A 16,036-nucleotide genomic window follows, 5' to 3' on the forward strand; every position below is an offset into this window, starting at 1 on the left:
GTAAATCTCCAGACGGAAGAAATGCGCGACAGAGTAACATAACTCTGCCGCGGCGGGGGAGGCGGCTAGCGGGTCGGGAAGTCGGACGTAAAATCGTCCGGCGATGAGAGCAGTGCCGGGGTAGTGCAGCTTTCGTAATATTTCTGAATTTGCGCCAGACGCTCGCGATGACGGTGATAGCGGCGCAGCGCCTGCACCCCGTTATAAACGGCGCAGATAACCATCGCCAGCATCAGCAGCGTGGTGGCCAGATAATGCCACAGCCCGCTGCTGTCGGGCATCCGGTGCAGATTGATATGCTGCGTGCCGTTGGCGTCGGTATAGAGATTGGTGACAATCCCTTCAGCGTGGAACGGCGTATGCATCAACATCCCCGCCAGGCGCTGGAATTCGTTCCACTGCTCGTGGGCGGGGTAGTCGTACAGGCTGGCGGTGGGGTACGGTTGGCTGACGAAATCGCTGCCTTCATCGCTGGTGATAAGGAAACCACCCGGCGCCGGGCTGTTTAACGCCTGTGCTGCGCGGGCCGTTTCGCGCAGGATAAACGGCGCGGTGGAGGTATCGACCAGGTTATCCAGCGACTCGGCGCTAACCGGGCGCAGCAGGACATTCACGCCGTCCAGCTTGCCGGAATTGGCGCGTTTGACCAGCGCATCCCAGTCGCGGGTATTACCCAGGTTAACCAGCGCGTTCTTCAGCCGCACGCAGTCGTCGGCGGCGGAGCAGAGATCTTTGGTTTTCAGCACGATATCGGCAAAATCATCCAGCAGCACCATGCCGGACTTCTGAATCGCCGAGCGCAGCGCCGGGCTGACGCGCGAGTCGTCGCCTTCGGCTGGGTGCAGCTGACGATTCACCGCCTGTACCAGCGCCGTGGCTTTGTTCACGGTTTCCGATTCCGGCAGCGGCAGGCGCGGCGCATCGTTCCAGATAATTTGCGAACAGTCGAACGGCAGGAACGGCGAGCTCTCCTGGGCCGTCCAGGTGCCGGGCGAATGAATGTTACACATCCCGATGCCGCTGAGATGCAGCGTATCGCCGACGCGAACGCCCGCCTTTTCCAACTGGCGCACGTCTTTTGCTTCTACGGTTTGCGCGCCTTTCAGCCATGAAATCGTAAACTTAAACGGCATGTTTAACGGCACGCTTATCCACATCATCACGGCCACCAGCAGCGCACCGCCACCAATAACGGCGCTGCGCAGCCAGTGCTGTAGCGGGAAGTTTTTCACTTCATCATGCAGAGAAAGGAAGCGACCCTGACGGACGACGTGACGGTCAAGGTAGATATCAATATCGGTTTTCTGCCCCAAATCCTGCGCGACAAAGGGCTGCCAGTGGCGCGGATAGATGAGATCGATGATGCCAAGCGAAATGTTGTTAATCTGCTCCTGATCGTTTTCGCCAAACAGCCCCCAGCGCTTCGGCGTGCCGCGCAGGCAGTGGATCTCGCGCAGGGACGATTTTGTTGGCGGGGCGAAGAGCCCCCATAGCCCGCCGCCGAGCAGCAGCAGCGCACCGCCGAGTACCCAGGGCGTGAACACCGCAGGGGCAATCAGGCTGCAATAAAACAGGACAAACGCCGCGACGATCAGCAGCGCCTCGCGCAGCCCGTCCGGCCGGCCGAGCGCGTGCTCTTCATGCGTTTCCTGGCGAATATTGAGCAGCTCGATTTGTTCGCTTTCCTCGCCACGGATCGACGCCTGCGTTGAGCTTGTCGACTCCAGCGCCAGCCGTTGCTTCTCGCGTGAGTAGGTCTTCAGCGAGTGGCCGTTCAGGGCGATGACCAGCGGCATATCGTCGGTCACGATAAGATCGATGCTGTTTTCATCAGTAATGTGCTGCTCCCAGAACGGCGGCAGGTGCACTTCCACAGAGTCGAGAAAATAACGCCATTTGTTGGGATCGTCGGTGGTAATGCCATAGCGAGTGATGGCGCGGGTCAGCGTGAATACGGTACCGCTTTGCGCATTGAGCGTCAGCGCGGTTGGCGCGATCGTCGAACCGGACGGCGGAAGCTGCAGGTCGCGGTTCAGATCGTCGAGATAGTTTTCAACGCCCTGGCGCTCTTCGTCGGTGAGCTTGCGCGTGGTCGCGCCAGGAAACAAGTGCAGCCACGGCAGATGAAGGCGTTTTGCCCTTTTACGGAAGAACCAACCGACCAGCACGGCGCAGATCAGTATCGCTACGGTAAAGATCATCAATGTGCCCATGCTTTTCCCATCATACTTTTTCTTAGAGGTCTCTTAAGTTGCCTGCTTTTTTTATACATCATCGGCACATATTACAGAGGTGATAAAAAGAGTTTATAGACTCTCGCAAAACGTAAGCATAACAAACCCCTTTGCCAACGAGTATCAGTAAATTCCCAATTGTAATTCAACCTCTTGACATTTATCCAGAAATGAGAGATGGAAGAACATGAACGTTGCAACGATGTAAATAAAACGCTTTATACATTGCTGGAACCTCGTACCTATCGCACAATGATAAAAGTCACCACAGCAAAGACCCCGGCCCAATGAGCAAATCATTACAAAAACCTACCATCCTCCATGTTGAAACCGTCGCAAAGTCGCGCCTGTTTAATGTGGAAAGCGTCGATCTCGAGTTCAGCAACGGCGTCCGTCGCGTTTATGAGCGGATGAAACCCTCCTCGCGCGAAGCGGTAATGATTGTGCCTATTGTCGATGAACACGTCATTTTGATTCGCGAATACGCGGTGGGAACAGAATCTTACGAGCTGGGTTTTTCGAAGGGGCTGATTGATCCTGGCGAAACGGTCATGCAGGCGGCTAACCGTGAACTAAAAGAAGAAGTGGGCTTTGGCGCGCATGAGCTGACGTTCCTGAAAAAGCTCAGCATGGCGCCATCCTATTTTTCCAGCAAAATGAATATCGTTGTGGCGGAAAACCTCTACCCGGAATCCCTGCCGGGCGATGAGCCAGAACCGCTGCCGCAGGTGCGCTGGCCGCTGGCTAACCTGATGGATCTGCTCGACGATCCTGATTTTAGCGAGGCGCGCAACGTGAGCGCGCTGTTCCTGCTACGCGAGTGGCTGAGGGCACAGGGCAGATTGTCATAAAAAAAGGCGCCAACGGCGCCTTTTTTTATGACCCCGCGCAGCAGCGTGCCGTCGGGGTCAGTTGCCCGCGTTACGGGTCAGAACAGCTCGTGGGTTTCCCCGTTATCAATCACTTCAGTACCGACCTCGTGAACCGCCTGCTGTGTAGGCTGCGTTCCTTCAATGAAGTATTCCTGACGACTGCTGCCGCCATTGGCGAGCTGCCCGGTGTTGCGGTCAATATTGACCGTCACAATCCCCGGCGGCGGGGTCAGCGGTTCTTCAGGCACCCCGGCCAGCACGGCCTTCATAAAGGCATCCCAGGCAGGCTGAGCGCTCTTGGCTCCGCCTTCATAGCCTGAAATCTGATCCTTAATTGCGCCTGAAGCCGTGGTGCGCCCCAGGTCACGGCGGTGATCGTCGAAGCCAATCCATACGGAGGTCACCACGCCCGGACCGTAACCGGAGAACCATGCGTCTTTTGAGCTGTTGGTGGTCCCGGTTTTGCCGCCGATGTCGTGGCGGCCAAGATCGCGACCGGCACGCCAGCCCGTACCCTGCCAGCCTGGTTCGCCGAAGATGTTGGTATTCAGCGCGCTCTTAATCAGGAACGACAGCGGCGTGTTGATCACGTGCGGGGCGTACTCCTGGGCACCGTTCTGAGCAACCAGCGGCTGATTCGGCTGCTCAATCTGCGGCATGGGAACGACGGCATTCTGCGGCGTTTGTGATATGGCAACATCTTCAACATCCTGATTTTCCAGAACGTTCGATTTCGGCGTGTCGCCGTAGATCACCGGCAGATTGCACTCAGGGCAGGCGATTTTCGGTTTCGCTTCAAACAGCACGCCGCCCTGGTCGTTTTCAATTTTACTGATGTAGTACGGCTCCACCAGGAAGCCGCCGTTGGCCATCACCGCATAGCCGCGCGCGACCTGCAGCGGGGTAAAGGACGCAGATCCCAGCGCCAGCGATTCCGTATGCACAATATTTTCAGCCGGGAAGCCGAAACGCTGCAAATACTCTGCGGCATAGTCCACGCCCATGGCGCGCATGGCGCGTACCATCACCACGTTTTTAGACTGGCCCAGCCCCTGGCGCAAGCGGATCGGGCCCGCGTATTGTGCCGGGGAGTTTTTGGGCTGCCAGTCGGAACCGGCGCCAGCATCCCAGCGGGAAATAGGCACGTCATTGAGCATGCTGGCGAGAGTTAAGCCCTTATCCATCGCCGCGGTATAGAGGAACGGTTTGATGTTAGAGCCGACCTGACGCAGCGCCTGGGTGGCGCGGTTAAACTTACTCTGGTTGAAGTCGAAGCCGCCGACCAGCGCGATGATTGCACCGTTTTTCGGGTTAATTGACACCAGCGCGGAGTTAACGTCCGGCACCTGCGCCAGCCACCAGCTGTCGCCATTCTGACGCACCCAAATCTGCTGCCCGGCCTGCACGACATCGGTCACTTTACGCGGGGTGGGTCCCTGCGCAGTATCGGAGCGGTAAGGCCGCGCCCAGCGCATCCCTTCCATCGTTAACGAGACCGATGTGCCGTCGGCTAACATGACGGTAGCTTCCTGCGGGTTAGCGGCGGTCACCGCAGCCGGTAGCAGCGGGCCATAAGAAGGCAGAGGGCGCAACGAGGCGCGAATTTTCTTGCTGTCCCACGGCGTTTCACCTGCTTTCCACAGCACGTTGGCCGGACCGCGGTAGCCGTGACGCATGTCGTAATCCATCACGTTATTGCGCAGCGCCTGCTGGGCTGCCTGCTGGTTCTTACGCGTAATCGTGGTGTAAACGCGGTAGCCGTCTTCGTAGGCCTGTTCACCGTACTGCTTGACCATATCCTGGCGCACCATCTCCGTCAGATACGGTGAAGAGAAGGCGATTTCCGGCGCATGGTAGTTGGCGTCAATGGCTTCGTTACGCGCCTGGTCGTACTGTGCCTGGGTGATATAGCCTTCGCTCAACATACGCGACAGCACCACGTTGCGGCGAGCGGTGGCGCGGTCAAGCGAGTAGAGCGGGTTGAAGGTAGACGGCGCCTTCGGCAGGCCTGCAATCACCGCCATTTCGCTCAGACTCAGCTGGTCGGCCGGCTTGCCAAAGTACACCTGTGCCGCAGCCCCCACGCCGTAAGCGCGGTAGCCGAGATAGATCTTGTTCAGGTACAGCTCAAGAATTTCATCTTTACTCAGCAACTGCTCAATACGGATGGCCAGGAAGGCTTCCTTGATTTTGCGCATCAGCGTTTTTTCAGGGCTGAGGAAGAAGTTACGCGCAAGCTGCTGGGTAATGGTACTGGCCCCTTGAGAGGCGTGCCCGTTGACCAGCGCGACGCTGGCGGCACGGAAGATACCAATCGGGTCAATCCCGTGGTGCTCATAGAAGCGGCTATCTTCGGTGGCAATGAACGCTTTCACCATTTCGGGTGGGATCTGGCTAAGGGTCATTGGAATACGACGCTTCTCGCCGTACTGCGCAATGAGCTCACCGTCTGCGCTATAGACCTGCATAGGTACCTGCAGGCGCACGTCTTTCAGCGTAGCGACGTCTGGCAGCTGCGGCTCAATATATTTGTAGAGGCCATAAATCGAGCCTGCTCCCAGCAGAATGCAACAGACTGCAAGGATGAATAAATACTTTACGAACTTCACCGGAGATTTCCCATTGAGTGGCATTTGGGCAGTTTATAAACAAACGCGCGGTAGTATAAAGGCAAGCCTGATTCATTGATATAGCCGTCACGCTGTTGGTGGCGTAAGGAGAATCGTGAAATGGCTTTCAACTGCTGGCAGGTCGGGCTTCATATTCAGCAAGATAATATCTTTATCATCGCACTCCAGCGCGCGCGCAGCGGCTGGTCTCTGCGCCGTTGGTGGCAGCTACCGCTGTCTTCCTCGGCGTCACCCCATGAACAAGATGAACGCCTGCTGGCCGCGCTGGCGCCGTGGCGTCACGAGCTGCCCTGGCAGCATACAGTGAGCGTAGCCTTTCCCGCCCGGCGCACGCTGCAAAAAAGTCTGCCGGGCGCGGCCATCACCCTGCAGGAGCACGAGCAGCGTCAATGGATTGCCAGCGCGATGTCGCAGCAGCTTGAGATGCCTGTCGATGCACTGTGTTTTGACTATCATCTGGCGGAGCCCGCGGGGCAGTGGAACGTCACCGCCGCGCAGCAGCGCGAGGTGGCCAGTCTACAGCAGCTGCTGCGCCGCCTGCGCTTACACACCGCGGCGATTACGCCGGATGCCTGCGCGCTCCAGGTTTTCCTCCCGCTAATGGTAGACCCGCGAGCCGTACTGGTCTGGCGAGACGCATCGCACTGGCTGTGGGCGCACAGGGAAGGCTGGGGAAGCGGTGCGTTAAGCGACACTGCATCACCGTTGCTGCTGGCTGAGCGGCTGGACGTTGACCCGGCACGGCTGGTGCACATTGGCGCCAATGATCTCGGCGGCCCCTGTTTCGACCCCTGGAGCGCCATCGCGCAAAAGCAGCCGCCGCTACCCACCTGTGGTGATGCCTTTGCCGTGGCAATTGCACTGGCGATGGGGGCGGTATGGCGATAGTTCATACGGTTAATTTTCTGCCGTGGCGGCGAGCCCGATTCTATCGGCATCTACGGCGCTGGGTGGCCGGCGTGGCGGCATGCTGGCTGCTGAGTATGGCGGTGGCATTTTCCTGCCAGCTCAGCGGCAAGGCGAGGCGGGCTGGAGACGACATTCACGCCGACGCGGAGCAGCAGATAACGCAGCAACTGGCGGCGCGCGAACGTGAATGGGCGGCGCGGGCGCAGCAGCAGGCTCTGCACGCACAGCGGTTAGCACACCGACGTACCACGGAAGCCTGGGCGGCGCGGTTGAGCACGCTGGCTGAGCAACTTCCTCCCCAGGCGTGGCTTAACGAGCTGGTTTACCGCGAGCGCACGCTGCTGTTATCGGGGACGCTCATACAGTTTGCGGCTCTGGCGGGGGTCGAGCAGGTGCTGACAGCGCTACCCGGTTTCCAGCCCGCAACGGCGGGAAAAATTCAGCGCGATAACGCTGGCCGTTGGCAGGTTCACTATCAGTTGCAGGAGGAGACTGACGATGCGGCTCCCTGACGGCTGGTGGCCGCTCTCGCGGCTGAATGCGCTGCGCCTGACGGCGCTAGCCGCTGCGCTGGCGGGGGCGAGTGTTTGCTATCGCCTCGGGGCATCGGCGTTACAGACGACCGAATCTGAGGCCCGACAGCGTCAGCACGCGCAGTACGCGGCAAGCTGGCGTCGGCTCATGCCGTTGCGTGCGGCGCGAGTCCTCTCACCGGCACGCTCAGATCCTTATGTTCGCTTTTCGCCAACGACCTTCCAACAGTCCGGGGCCCGGCTGGTGAGCTGGCTTCCTTCAGACAAGGGCGGCGAGCTGGTGCTGGACACTCCGTGGGCACAGGTGGCCCCGACCTTCCTGCGGCTGGCAGCGTGCGGTATGCAGGTCACGGCATTCGCGCTTACCGGGGAGAACGGTACGCTGCGCTTGACGTTAGGGCTGGTGCGCAACGATGAACCTTAAGCTTCCGCTGGCTGTGATCGTTGCGGTGCCGCTGCTGTGCGGCATGCGCGATCCTTTTGTTCCCATTGAAGACCCGTGTCATCACGCACAGCTCAGCCTGTGGCGCTATCGCGGGGCGGCGGCGTCGGGCGATCGTCTGATCGGTATCGTTCAGCGCGGTGACGATAAATGGCAGAGGGTAGAAAAAGATGCCGTGCTGCATACCGGCTGGCGCGTATTGCAGGTAACGCCGGAAAATCTGATGGTCGAGACGGGTACGGGCTGCGAGCCGCAGCGCTGGCAATGGACAAGAGAAGGAACGACAAAAAATGAACAGGATAAGCCTGCTAATACTGCTGCTTCTGGCGCCGCTGAGCCCGGCGAAAAACGTCACGCTGGTGGTGGACGACGTGCCGGTGGCCCAGGTGTTGCAAAGCCTGGCCGACCTTGAACAGAAGAATCTGGTGATTGCACCCGATGTGCAGGGCTCGCTCTCGCTGCAGCTGCGTAATTTACCGTGGAAGCAGGCGTTACAGACGGTGATGACCAGCACCGGGCTGGTTATGCATCAGGAGGGAAGCGTGCTCTTCGTCTATTCGCAGCGCTGGCGTGAAGAGAAGCAGGCGCGAGCGCTGGCGGAACAGGTGCGCCGTCAGCAGACGTTGCCGTTGAAACACGCCAGTATTGTGCTGCAGTACGCTGATGCCAGCGAACTGGCAAAGTCCGGAGGCAAACTTCTCAGCGCGCGCGGCACGCTGACCGTTGACAAGCGCACCAACCGGCTCATCGTTCGCGATGACGGTGAACATCTTCAGGCGTTTAGCGCGTGGGCAACGGAGATGGATATTCCCGTCGGCCAGGTTGAGCTGGCTGCACATATCGTCACTATCAATGAAACCAGCCTACGTGAGCTGGGTGTGAAATGGAGCCTCGCCGAGGCTGAAGGGGCAATAGGGGCTGGTAAAATCACCTCGCTGAGTAGCGATTTGTCGGTAGCCGATGCCACGACGCGCGGTGGTTTTAATATTGGCCGCATCAATGGTCGCCTGCTTGAGCTGGAGCTGTCCGCGCTGGAACAAAAGCAAAAGGTGGATATTATCGCCAGCCCGCGGCTTCTGGCTTCACATTTGCAGCCCGCGAGCATTAAGCAGGGTAGCGAGATTCCCTATCAGGTCTCGAGCGGAGAGAGCGGGGCCACTTCGGTCGAATTTAAAGAAGCGGTGCTGGGCATGGAGGTGACGCCGACGGTGCTACAGAATGGTCGGGTTCGGTTGAAGCTGCATATCAGCGAAAATATGCCGGGCCAGGTGCTACAGCAGGCGGATGGCGAAGTGCTGGCCATCGACAAGCAGGAGATTGAAACCCAGGTTGAGGTTAAAAGTGGCGAAACGCTGGCGCTAGGCGGCATTTTTTCGCAGAAGAATAAAAACGCCAGCGACAGTGTGCCTTTTTTAGGCGATATCCCTTTGTTGGGTCATCTTTTTCGCCGTGATGGGAAAGACAATGAACGACGTGAACTGGTGGTGTTTATCACGCCACGTATTATTTCTGTGCAATAGCAGCGAGTAATCATGCGAATTTAGCAGCGAAGGTGCGCCGTGGGTTTGACGTGGGAGCAGATTTAGCATACAAGGAGTACCGATTTGAGTGTCAACGTATGCCGCTCGTACTCCTGTAGTCTGCTGATTTAATCTGTTGCCAAACCAGCCGGAGTATTGAGATAATTTTCAGTCTGACTCTCGCTCTATTGCATAAGAGGTTTCAGTTCATGTCCTGCGACGCGTGATGTTCTGCGGCGCGGGTTTATCATTAACGAATAGTCTTAGTAGTACCAAAAAAATGGCAGAGAAACGCAATATCTTTCTGGTTGGGCCCATGGGTGCCGGCAAAAGCACTATTGGGCGCCAGCTGGCTCAACAGCTCAATATGGAATTTTACGATTCTGATCAAGAGATTGAGAAACGAACAGGCGCTGACGTGGGCTGGGTCTTTGATGTCGAAGGCGAAGAAGGTTTCCGTGACCGCGAAGAAAAAATCATCAATGAGTTAACGGAAAAGCAGGGTATTGTTCTGGCAACAGGCGGTGGCTCTGTAAAATCACGCGAAACGCGCAATCGTCTCTCCGCTCGTGGCGTGGTTGTCTATCTGGAAACCACCATTGAAAAACAGCTCGCTCGCACTCAGCGCGATAAAAAGCGCCCGCTGCTGCAGGTTGAAACGCCGCCGCGCGAAGTGCTCGAAGCGCTGGCCGACGAACGTAATCCGCTGTATGAAGAGATTGCTGACGTCACTATTCGTACTGACGATCAGAGCGCAAAAGTTGTCGCTAACCAGATCATCCATATGCTGGAAAGCAACTAATACTGGCCTGAAAAGTAGAATGCCAGCGAATAACAGTCACTAAGGTGGACGTCGCGTTATGGAGAGGCTTACAGTAACTCTCGGGGAACGTAGTTACCCGATTACCATCGCGGCTGGTTTGTTTAACGACCCAGCTTCCTTCTTACCGCTCAAGTCCGGCGATCAGGTTATGCTGGTCACCAACGAAACGCTGGCACCGCTTTATCTGGACCAGGTTCGCTCCGTGCTCGAGCAGGCTGGCGTGAAGGTTGATAGCGTCATTCTGCCGGACGGCGAACAGTATAAAAGCCTGGCCGTCATGGATACCGTTTTCACCGCGCTTTTGCAGAAACCACACGGTCGTGATACTACGCTGGTGGCGCTGGGCGGCGGTGTGATCGGTGACTTAACCGGTTTTGCGGCGGCGAGCTATCAGCGCGGCGTACGCTTTATCCAGGTGCCTACCACTCTGCTGTCGCAGGTGGATTCTTCGGTTGGCGGCAAAACCGCGGTCAACCATCCCCTTGGTAAGAATATGATTGGCGCATTCTGGCAGCCGGCCTCCGTTGTGGTTGACCTGAACTGCCTGAAAACGCTACCGAAACGCGAGCTCTCCTCTGGCCTTGCCGAAGTCATTAAGTACGGCATCATCCTGGATGCGCCGTTCTTCGACTGGCTGGAAGCGAACATCGACGCGCTGATGGCGCTGGATGAAAAAGCGATGGCGTACTGTATTCGCCGTTGTTGTGAGCTGAAAGCCGATGTTGTGGCTGCCGACGAGCGCGAAACCGGGTTACGTGCTTTACTCAATCTTGGGCATACGTTTGGCCACGCCATTGAAGCCGAGATGGGTTATGGCAACTGGCTGCACGGTGAAGCCGTGGCGGCGGGTATGGTGATGGCGGCTCACGCCTCCGAGCGCCTGGGCCAGTTTGACGCTCAGGATACTCAGCGCATCATCGCACTGCTTAAGCGCGCAGGGCTGCCGGTTGCGGGTCCGCAGGAGATGACGGCGCAAGCCTATCTGCCGCACATGCTGCGAGATAAAAAAGTCCTGGCTGGCGAAATGCGCTTAGTGCTGCCGCTGGCTATCGGGAAAAGTGAGGTACGCGGTGGCGTATCCCACGATGTGGTTCTTGGCGCTATTGCTGATACCCAGCAGGCGCAACTATAAGAAAGGTCTAGCCGCGTTCGCGCGGTGTTTTAACTTCAGGTGATGTGCAATTGTCGTGGCATAAGCCTTTTAGTGGGGTGTTAAATGGATGAATTTAAACCAGAAGACGAGCTGAAACCCGATCCCAGCGATCGTCGTACTGGTCGCTCTCGTCAATCTTCCGATCGTGACAGCGAGCCACAGATCAACTTTGATGATGTGGAACTCGATGCGGATGAGCGTCGTCCGTCCCGTAGTCGCAAAGCACGTGAAGAAGCCGAGCCGGAAGACGAATACTACGAATCTGAAGAAGCCGATGACGCTGACGCAGAGGAAGTGGTAGAGCGCCGCCCGCGTAAACGTAAAAATGCCGCGCCGCGTAAACCGGCTTCCCGCCAGTACATTATGATGGGGCTGGGCGTGGTTGTGCTGCTGGTGCTGATTGTCGGCATCGGTTCGGCACTGAAAGCACCTTCTTCAAACGATCAAAGCGCATCGTCGGAGAAGAGCATCTCTCTGTCGGGCGATAATACCGATCAGGCCAATGCTTCTCAGCCTCAGCCTGCACAGGAAAACAACCCGCAGCAGGACGTCACGCTGCCGCCAATCTCCTCTACGCCGACCCAGGGCCAGCAGACCGCTGCGCCGGACGGTCAGCAGCGCGTCGAAGTTCAGGGTGACCTGAACAATGCGCTGACGCAGCCGCAGGGCCAGAGCGACGACACGGTCGTGAACTCTACGCTGCCGACGGAACCGGCTACCGTGGCACCGATTCGTAACGGTGCGCGCCCTGCGGTCACTGCGCCGGTGGAAACGCCGCGTCAGACCGCGACGGCTCCGCGTCCGGAACGTAAGCATACGGTTATCGAAACCAAACCGCAGCCGATGGCCACGGTGAAAACGCAGGCTCCGGCCGCGCAGAGCAAACCGGTTGAAACGAAGCCGGTGACCACTGCGCCGAAACAGACCGTAACGGCGGCCACCTCAACGCCGGCAAAAGCGCCTGCGGCTGAAGCGGCAAAACCGGCGGCAACCACCGCTGCGCCTGCGGCTACCGCCACGACGGCTACGGCCGCGGCAACCGCAGCGCCTGCCGCGACGGCAACCGGCAAGTCGGCGGGCGACGTGGGCTCGCTGAAATCAGCTTCTGGCTCACATTACACGCTGCAGCTCAGCTCTTCTTCTAACTACGACAACCTCAACGGTTGGGCGAAGAAAGAGAACCTGAAAAACTACGTGGTGTATGAAACCTCTCGCAATGGCCAGCCGTGGTATGTCCTGGTCAGCGGCATCTACGCATCGAAAGATGATGCCAAACGCGCCGTGACCACGCTGCCAGCCGACGTACAGGCCAAAAACCCGTGGGCGAAACCGCTGCATCAGGTACAGTCTGACCTGAAGTAACCGTCGTTTCGTTGTCGACCGCCCCGTCTATATCGCATGGTATAGGCGGGGCGTAGAAGCGCAGGATGCTGTCGGAGCTTTCTCCACAGCCGGAGAGAGTGTAAGTAGTCAGGCCGCATGAAAAAAAATCGCGCTTTTTTGAAATGGGCAGGGGGAAAGTACCCGCTGCTCGATGAAATTCAAGGCCATCTGCCCGAGGGCGATTGTCTGGTGGAACCCTTCGTTGGTGCTGGATCGGTATTCCTGAATACCGATTTTTCGCGTTATATTCTGGCTGATATCAACAGCGATCTCATTGAGCTCTATAAAATCGTTAAAACGCGCGCCGATGAGTACGTTGAGCAGGCGAGGACGCTGTTTGTTCCCGAAACCAATAACGCCGAGCGCTACTATCAATTCCGCGAAGAGTTTAACGCCAGTACCGACCTGTTCCGTCGCGCGGTGCTGTTTTTGTACCTCAACCGCCACGGCTACAACGGCCTGTGCCGTTATAATCTGCGCGGTGAGTTTAACGTCCCGTTTGGCCGTTATAAGAAGCCCTATTTCCCGGAAGCCGAGCTGCGCCATTTCGCTGAGAAGGCGCAAAACGCCGAATTCTACTGCGAGTCTTATGAAGACTGCATGAAGCGCGCCGGTAAAAATGCCGTAGTCTACTGCGATCCGCCCTATGCGCCGCTGTCAGCTACGGCCAATTTTACGGCTTATCACACCAATAGCTTCAGCCTGGAGCAGCAGGAGATTCTGGCGCGAAAGGCGGAGGAGCTGATGGCGAAGCGGATCCCGGTACTGATTTCGAACCATCGTACGCCGCTGACGCTGGAATGGTATAAAAACGCGACGGATACGCACGTCGTCAAGGTTCGACGCAGTATTAGCCGCAACGGCGGCACGCGTAAAAAGGTGGACGAACTGCTGGCGCTGTATCGCCCGCCAGGCAAAAAACAACGTTAAAGACCCTAATGGATAGGCTCTGAGGAGATGCGGATGAAACAGTACCTGATTGCCCCTTCAATTTTGTCGGCCGATTTTGCCCGCCTGGGGGAAGACACGGCCCGTGCGCTGGCCGCCGGGGCGGACGTGGTTCATTTCGATGTTATGGATAACCATTACGTGCCTAACCTGACCATCGGACCGATGGTGCTGAAAGCGCTGCGTGATTACGGCATTACCGCCCCTATTGATGTGCACCTGATGGTGAAACCGGTTGACCGTCTGGTGCCGGACTTTGCCGCCGCAGGCGCCAGCATCATCACTTTCCATCCGGAAGCCTCTGAACACGTTGACCGTACGCTGCAGCTGATCAAAGAGCATGGCTGTAAAGCCGGTCTGGTGCTGAACCCGGCTACGCCGCTAAGCTACCTCGACTACGTGATGGACAAGCTGGACGTCATCCTGCTGATGTCGGTTAACCCAGGCTTCGGCGGTCAGTCCTTTATTCCACATACGCTGGACAAGCTGCAGGAAGTGCGTCGCCGCATTGATGCGTCCGGCTATGACATCCGTCTGGAAGTCGACGGCGGCGTGAAGGTGAATAATATTCGCGAAATCGCGGCGGCCGGGGCGGATATGTTTGTCGCCGGGTCGGCGATTTTTGGCCAACCAGACTACAACAAAGTCATTGATGAAATGCGCAGTGAGCTGGCAAAGGTAAGTCATGGATAAATTGCAAACCATTCGCGGCGTCGCGTTTGACCTCGACGGTACGCTGGTCGACAGCGCGCCGGGGCTGACGGCGGCGGTGGATAGCGCCCTGTATGCGCTGGAGCTTCCGGTCGCGGGCGAAGACCGCGTCGTTACCTGGATTGGCAACGGTGCCGATGTTCTGATGGAACGGGCGCTGAACTGGGCCCGCCAGGAACGCGCTTCCCAGCGCGCGGCGCAGGGGAAACCCTCCGTCGATAGCCACGATATTCCGCAAGACGAGCAGCTTCGCGTGCTGCGACGTCTGTTCGATCGTTATTATGCCGAGTTTGCCGAAGAGGGTAGCTTCCTGTTCCCGCACGTTGAGCAAACGCTGGCCGCGCTGCACGCCAGCGGCTTACCGCTGGCGCTGGTGACCAACAAGCCAACGCCGTTCGTGGCACCGATACTGGCGTCGCTGGGCATCGACAGCTATTTCTCCGTGGTGATTGGCGGGGATGACGTGCAGAACAAGAAGCCGCATCCCGAGGCGTTGCTGAAGGTGGCGGAGAAGCTTTCTTTGGCCCCGGAAGCGCTGTTGTTTGTCGGTGACTCGCGCAATGATATTCAGGCCGCTAAGGCTGCGGGCTGCACCTCCGTTGGTCTGACCTACGGCTACAACTATGGCGAAGCCATCGCGCTGAGCGAGCCGGACGTCGTCTTTGACCACTTCAATGAACTTTTGCCCGCTCTCGGGCTTGCAAACAGTGAAAATCAGGAATCAGAACATGACTAAGCCCATCGTATTCAGCGGCGCACAGCCGTCAGGTGAACTGACCATCGGTAACTACATGGGTGCACTGCGTCAGTGGGTCAACATGCAGGATGACTATCACTGCATCTACTGCATCGTTGACCAGCACGCGATTACCGTACGTCAGGACCCGCAGGCGCTGCGTAAGGCGACGCTCGACACGCTGGCGCTGTATCTGGCCTGCGGAATCGACCCGGAAAAAAGCACCATCTTCGTACAGTCTCACGTGCCGGAACACGCACAGCTGGGCTGGGCGCTGAACTGCTACACCTATTTCGGCGAGCTGAGCCGTATGACTCAGTTCAAAGATAAATCTGCCCGCTACGCGGAAAACATCAACGCCGGCCTGTTTGACTACCCGGTGCTGATGGCGGCAGACATCCTGCTGTACCAGACCAATCAGGTGCCGGTTGGTGAAGACCAGAAGCAGCACCTGGAGCTGAGCCGCGATGTCGCCCAGCGCTTTAACGCCATCTACGGCGATATCTTCAAAGTGCCTGAGCCGTTTATTCCGAAGTCCGGCGCGCGCGTAATGTCGCTGCTTGAGCCGACCAAGAAGATGTCCAAGTCCGATGACAACCGCAACAACGTGATTGGCCTGCTGGAAGACCCGAAATCGGTAGTGAAAAAGATCAAACGTGCGATGACCGACTCTGAAGAGCCGCCGGTTATTCGCTACGATCAGAAAGAGAAAGCGGGCGTTTCTAACCTGCTGGATATTCTCTCCGGCGTAACCGGCCAGAGCATTCCTGAGCTGGAAAAACACTTCGAAGGCAAGATGTACGGCCACCTGAAAGGGGAAGTGGCGGAAGCCGTTTCCGGTATGCTGAGCGAACTGCAGGAGCGTTATCATCGCTTCCGTAACGACGAAGCTTTCCTGCAGAAGATCATGAAAGAAGGCGCAGAGAAGGCCAGTGCGCGTGCATCTCAGACGCTGAAGGCGGTGTACGAAGCGATTGGCTTTGTGGCCAAACCGTAAGCATTAGCGCAAATTGCCGGGTGGCGGCTGCGCCATACCCGGCCTACATGCTCTGCAATATCAGTGGGTTGTGTGGGTTTATGTAGGCCTGATAAGCGAAGCGCCATCAGGCAGCTATTTTGTCACCAACTTCAAACCGGGATAA

15 protein-coding genes are annotated in these 16,036 nt (G+C 57.7%); 13 read left to right on the plus strand and 2 right to left on the minus strand.

Annotated features, from left to right (window positions below):
• Positions 1-65: 65 nt before the first annotated feature.
• Positions 66-2,213, minus strand: coding sequence for an intracellular growth attenuator family protein (locus tag H7R76_RS02015; RefSeq protein WP_182929904.1), 2,148 nt, complete (start codon positions 2,211-2,213; stop codon positions 66-68).
• Positions 2,214-2,521: 308 nt separating this feature from the next.
• Here H7R76_RS02015 and nudE point away from each other — a divergent pair, with 308 nt between their 5' ends.
• Positions 2,522-3,085, plus strand: a complete 564-nt coding sequence (gene nudE, locus H7R76_RS02020; protein ID WP_106925130.1) for an ADP compounds hydrolase NudE — start codon at positions 2,522-2,524, stop codon at positions 3,083-3,085.
• Between the two features lie 77 nt (positions 3,086-3,162).
• On the opposite strand, the gene mrcA is transcribed toward nudE, so the two are convergent.
• A complete protein-coding gene (mrcA, locus tag H7R76_RS02025) occupies positions 3,163-5,715 on the minus strand; it encodes a peptidoglycan glycosyltransferase/peptidoglycan DD-transpeptidase MrcA (RefSeq protein WP_182966867.1) in 2,553 nt (850 codons plus the stop codon).
• 120 nt (positions 5,716-5,835) lie between these two features.
• Here mrcA and H7R76_RS02030 point away from each other — a divergent pair, with 120 nt between their 5' ends.
• The 12 genes from H7R76_RS02030 (at position 5,836) to trpS (ending at position 15,891) form a co-directional block, all read left to right on the plus strand.
• Complete coding sequence (locus H7R76_RS02030; RefSeq protein ID WP_106925132.1) at positions 5,836-6,624, plus strand: pilus assembly protein; 789 nt, start codon at positions 5,836-5,838, stop codon at positions 6,622-6,624.
• Positions 6,615-7,157: a PilN domain-containing protein gene (locus H7R76_RS02035; protein ID WP_182929907.1), complete on the plus strand. Its 543-nt coding sequence runs from the start codon at positions 6,615-6,617 to the stop codon at positions 7,155-7,157. Before H7R76_RS02030 ends, H7R76_RS02035 begins: the two co-directional genes overlap by 10 nt.
• Positions 7,144-7,602, plus strand: coding sequence for a HofO family protein (locus H7R76_RS02040; RefSeq protein ID WP_182929908.1), 459 nt, complete (start codon positions 7,144-7,146; stop codon positions 7,600-7,602). Before H7R76_RS02035 ends, H7R76_RS02040 begins: the two co-directional genes overlap by 14 nt.
• Positions 7,592-8,032 carry a HofP DNA utilization family protein gene (locus H7R76_RS24810; RefSeq protein ID WP_227673939.1) on the plus strand — a complete coding sequence of 147 codons (441 nt, stop codon included), beginning with the start codon at positions 7,592-7,594 and terminating at the stop codon, positions 8,030-8,032. The genes H7R76_RS02040 and H7R76_RS24810 overlap by 11 nt, the downstream gene beginning before the upstream one ends.
• A complete protein-coding gene (hofQ, locus tag H7R76_RS02045) occupies positions 7,920-9,140 on the plus strand; it encodes a DNA uptake porin HofQ (protein WP_227673968.1) in 1,221 nt (406 codons plus the stop codon). Before H7R76_RS24810 ends, hofQ begins: the two co-directional genes overlap by 113 nt.
• A gap of 280 nt (positions 9,141-9,420) precedes the next feature.
• Complete coding sequence (gene aroK / locus H7R76_RS02050; RefSeq protein ID WP_035892101.1) at positions 9,421-9,942, plus strand: shikimate kinase AroK; 522 nt, start codon at positions 9,421-9,423, stop codon at positions 9,940-9,942.
• A 58-nt stretch (positions 9,943-10,000) separates the two neighbouring features.
• Positions 10,001-11,095, plus strand: coding sequence for a 3-dehydroquinate synthase (gene aroB, locus H7R76_RS02055; protein ID WP_106925137.1), 1,095 nt, complete (start codon positions 10,001-10,003; stop codon positions 11,093-11,095).
• An 84-nt stretch (positions 11,096-11,179) separates the two neighbouring features.
• Positions 11,180-12,478: a cell division protein DamX gene (gene damX / locus H7R76_RS02060; RefSeq protein ID WP_182966869.1), complete on the plus strand. Its 1,299-nt coding sequence runs from the start codon at positions 11,180-11,182 to the stop codon at positions 12,476-12,478.
• A 117-nt stretch (positions 12,479-12,595) separates the two neighbouring features.
• Positions 12,596-13,429, plus strand: a complete 834-nt coding sequence (dam, locus tag H7R76_RS02065) for an adenine-specific DNA-methyltransferase (RefSeq protein WP_106925139.1) — start codon at positions 12,596-12,598, stop codon at positions 13,427-13,429.
• A 33-nt stretch (positions 13,430-13,462) separates the two neighbouring features.
• On the plus strand, positions 13,463-14,140 hold the full coding sequence (gene rpe / locus H7R76_RS02070) for a ribulose-phosphate 3-epimerase (RefSeq protein WP_182966872.1): 678 nt from the start codon (positions 13,463-13,465) through the stop codon (positions 14,138-14,140).
• Positions 14,133-14,894, plus strand: a complete 762-nt coding sequence (gene gph / locus H7R76_RS02075) for a phosphoglycolate phosphatase (RefSeq protein ID WP_182929912.1) — start codon at positions 14,133-14,135, stop codon at positions 14,892-14,894. Before rpe ends, gph begins: the two co-directional genes overlap by 8 nt.
• Positions 14,887-15,891 carry a tryptophan--tRNA ligase gene (trpS, locus tag H7R76_RS02080; protein WP_106925142.1) on the plus strand — a complete coding sequence of 335 codons (1,005 nt, stop codon included), beginning with the start codon at positions 14,887-14,889 and terminating at the stop codon, positions 15,889-15,891. The genes gph and trpS overlap by 8 nt, the downstream gene beginning before the upstream one ends.
• Positions 15,892-16,036: the final 145 nt, after the last annotated feature.

This window comes from Klebsiella sp. WP8-S18-ESBL-06, from assembly GCF_014169755.1.
GTDB lineage: Bacteria > Pseudomonadota > Gammaproteobacteria > Enterobacterales > Enterobacteriaceae > Kluyvera > Kluyvera ascorbata_B.

Coding starts and splice junctions, on each gene's coding strand:
- trpS (WP_106925142.1), top strand. CDS start 14,887: ATGACTAAGCCCATCGTATTCAGCGGCGCACAGCCGTCAGGTGAACTG.
- aroK (WP_035892101.1), top strand. CDS start 9,421: ATGGCAGAGAAACGCAATATCTTTCTGGTTGGGCCCATGGGTGCCGGC.
- H7R76_RS02015 (WP_182929904.1), bottom strand. CDS start 2,213: ATGGGCACATTGATGATCTTTACCGTAGCGATACTGATCTGCGCCGTG.
- dam (WP_106925139.1), top strand. CDS start 12,596: ATGAAAAAAAATCGCGCTTTTTTGAAATGGGCAGGGGGAAAGTACCCG.
- H7R76_RS02030 (WP_106925132.1), top strand. CDS start 5,836: ATGGCTTTCAACTGCTGGCAGGTCGGGCTTCATATTCAGCAAGATAAT.
- H7R76_RS02035 (WP_182929907.1), top strand. CDS start 6,615: ATGGCGATAGTTCATACGGTTAATTTTCTGCCGTGGCGGCGAGCCCGA.
- gph (WP_182929912.1), top strand. CDS start 14,133: ATGGATAAATTGCAAACCATTCGCGGCGTCGCGTTTGACCTCGACGGT.
- damX (WP_182966869.1), top strand. CDS start 11,180: ATGGATGAATTTAAACCAGAAGACGAGCTGAAACCCGATCCCAGCGAT.
- aroB (WP_106925137.1), top strand. CDS start 10,001: ATGGAGAGGCTTACAGTAACTCTCGGGGAACGTAGTTACCCGATTACC.
- H7R76_RS02040 (WP_182929908.1), top strand. CDS start 7,144: ATGCGGCTCCCTGACGGCTGGTGGCCGCTCTCGCGGCTGAATGCGCTG.
- nudE (WP_106925130.1), top strand. CDS start 2,522: ATGAGCAAATCATTACAAAAACCTACCATCCTCCATGTTGAAACCGTC.
- rpe (WP_182966872.1), top strand. CDS start 13,463: ATGAAACAGTACCTGATTGCCCCTTCAATTTTGTCGGCCGATTTTGCC.
- H7R76_RS24810 (WP_227673939.1), top strand. CDS start 7,592: ATGAACCTTAAGCTTCCGCTGGCTGTGATCGTTGCGGTGCCGCTGCTG.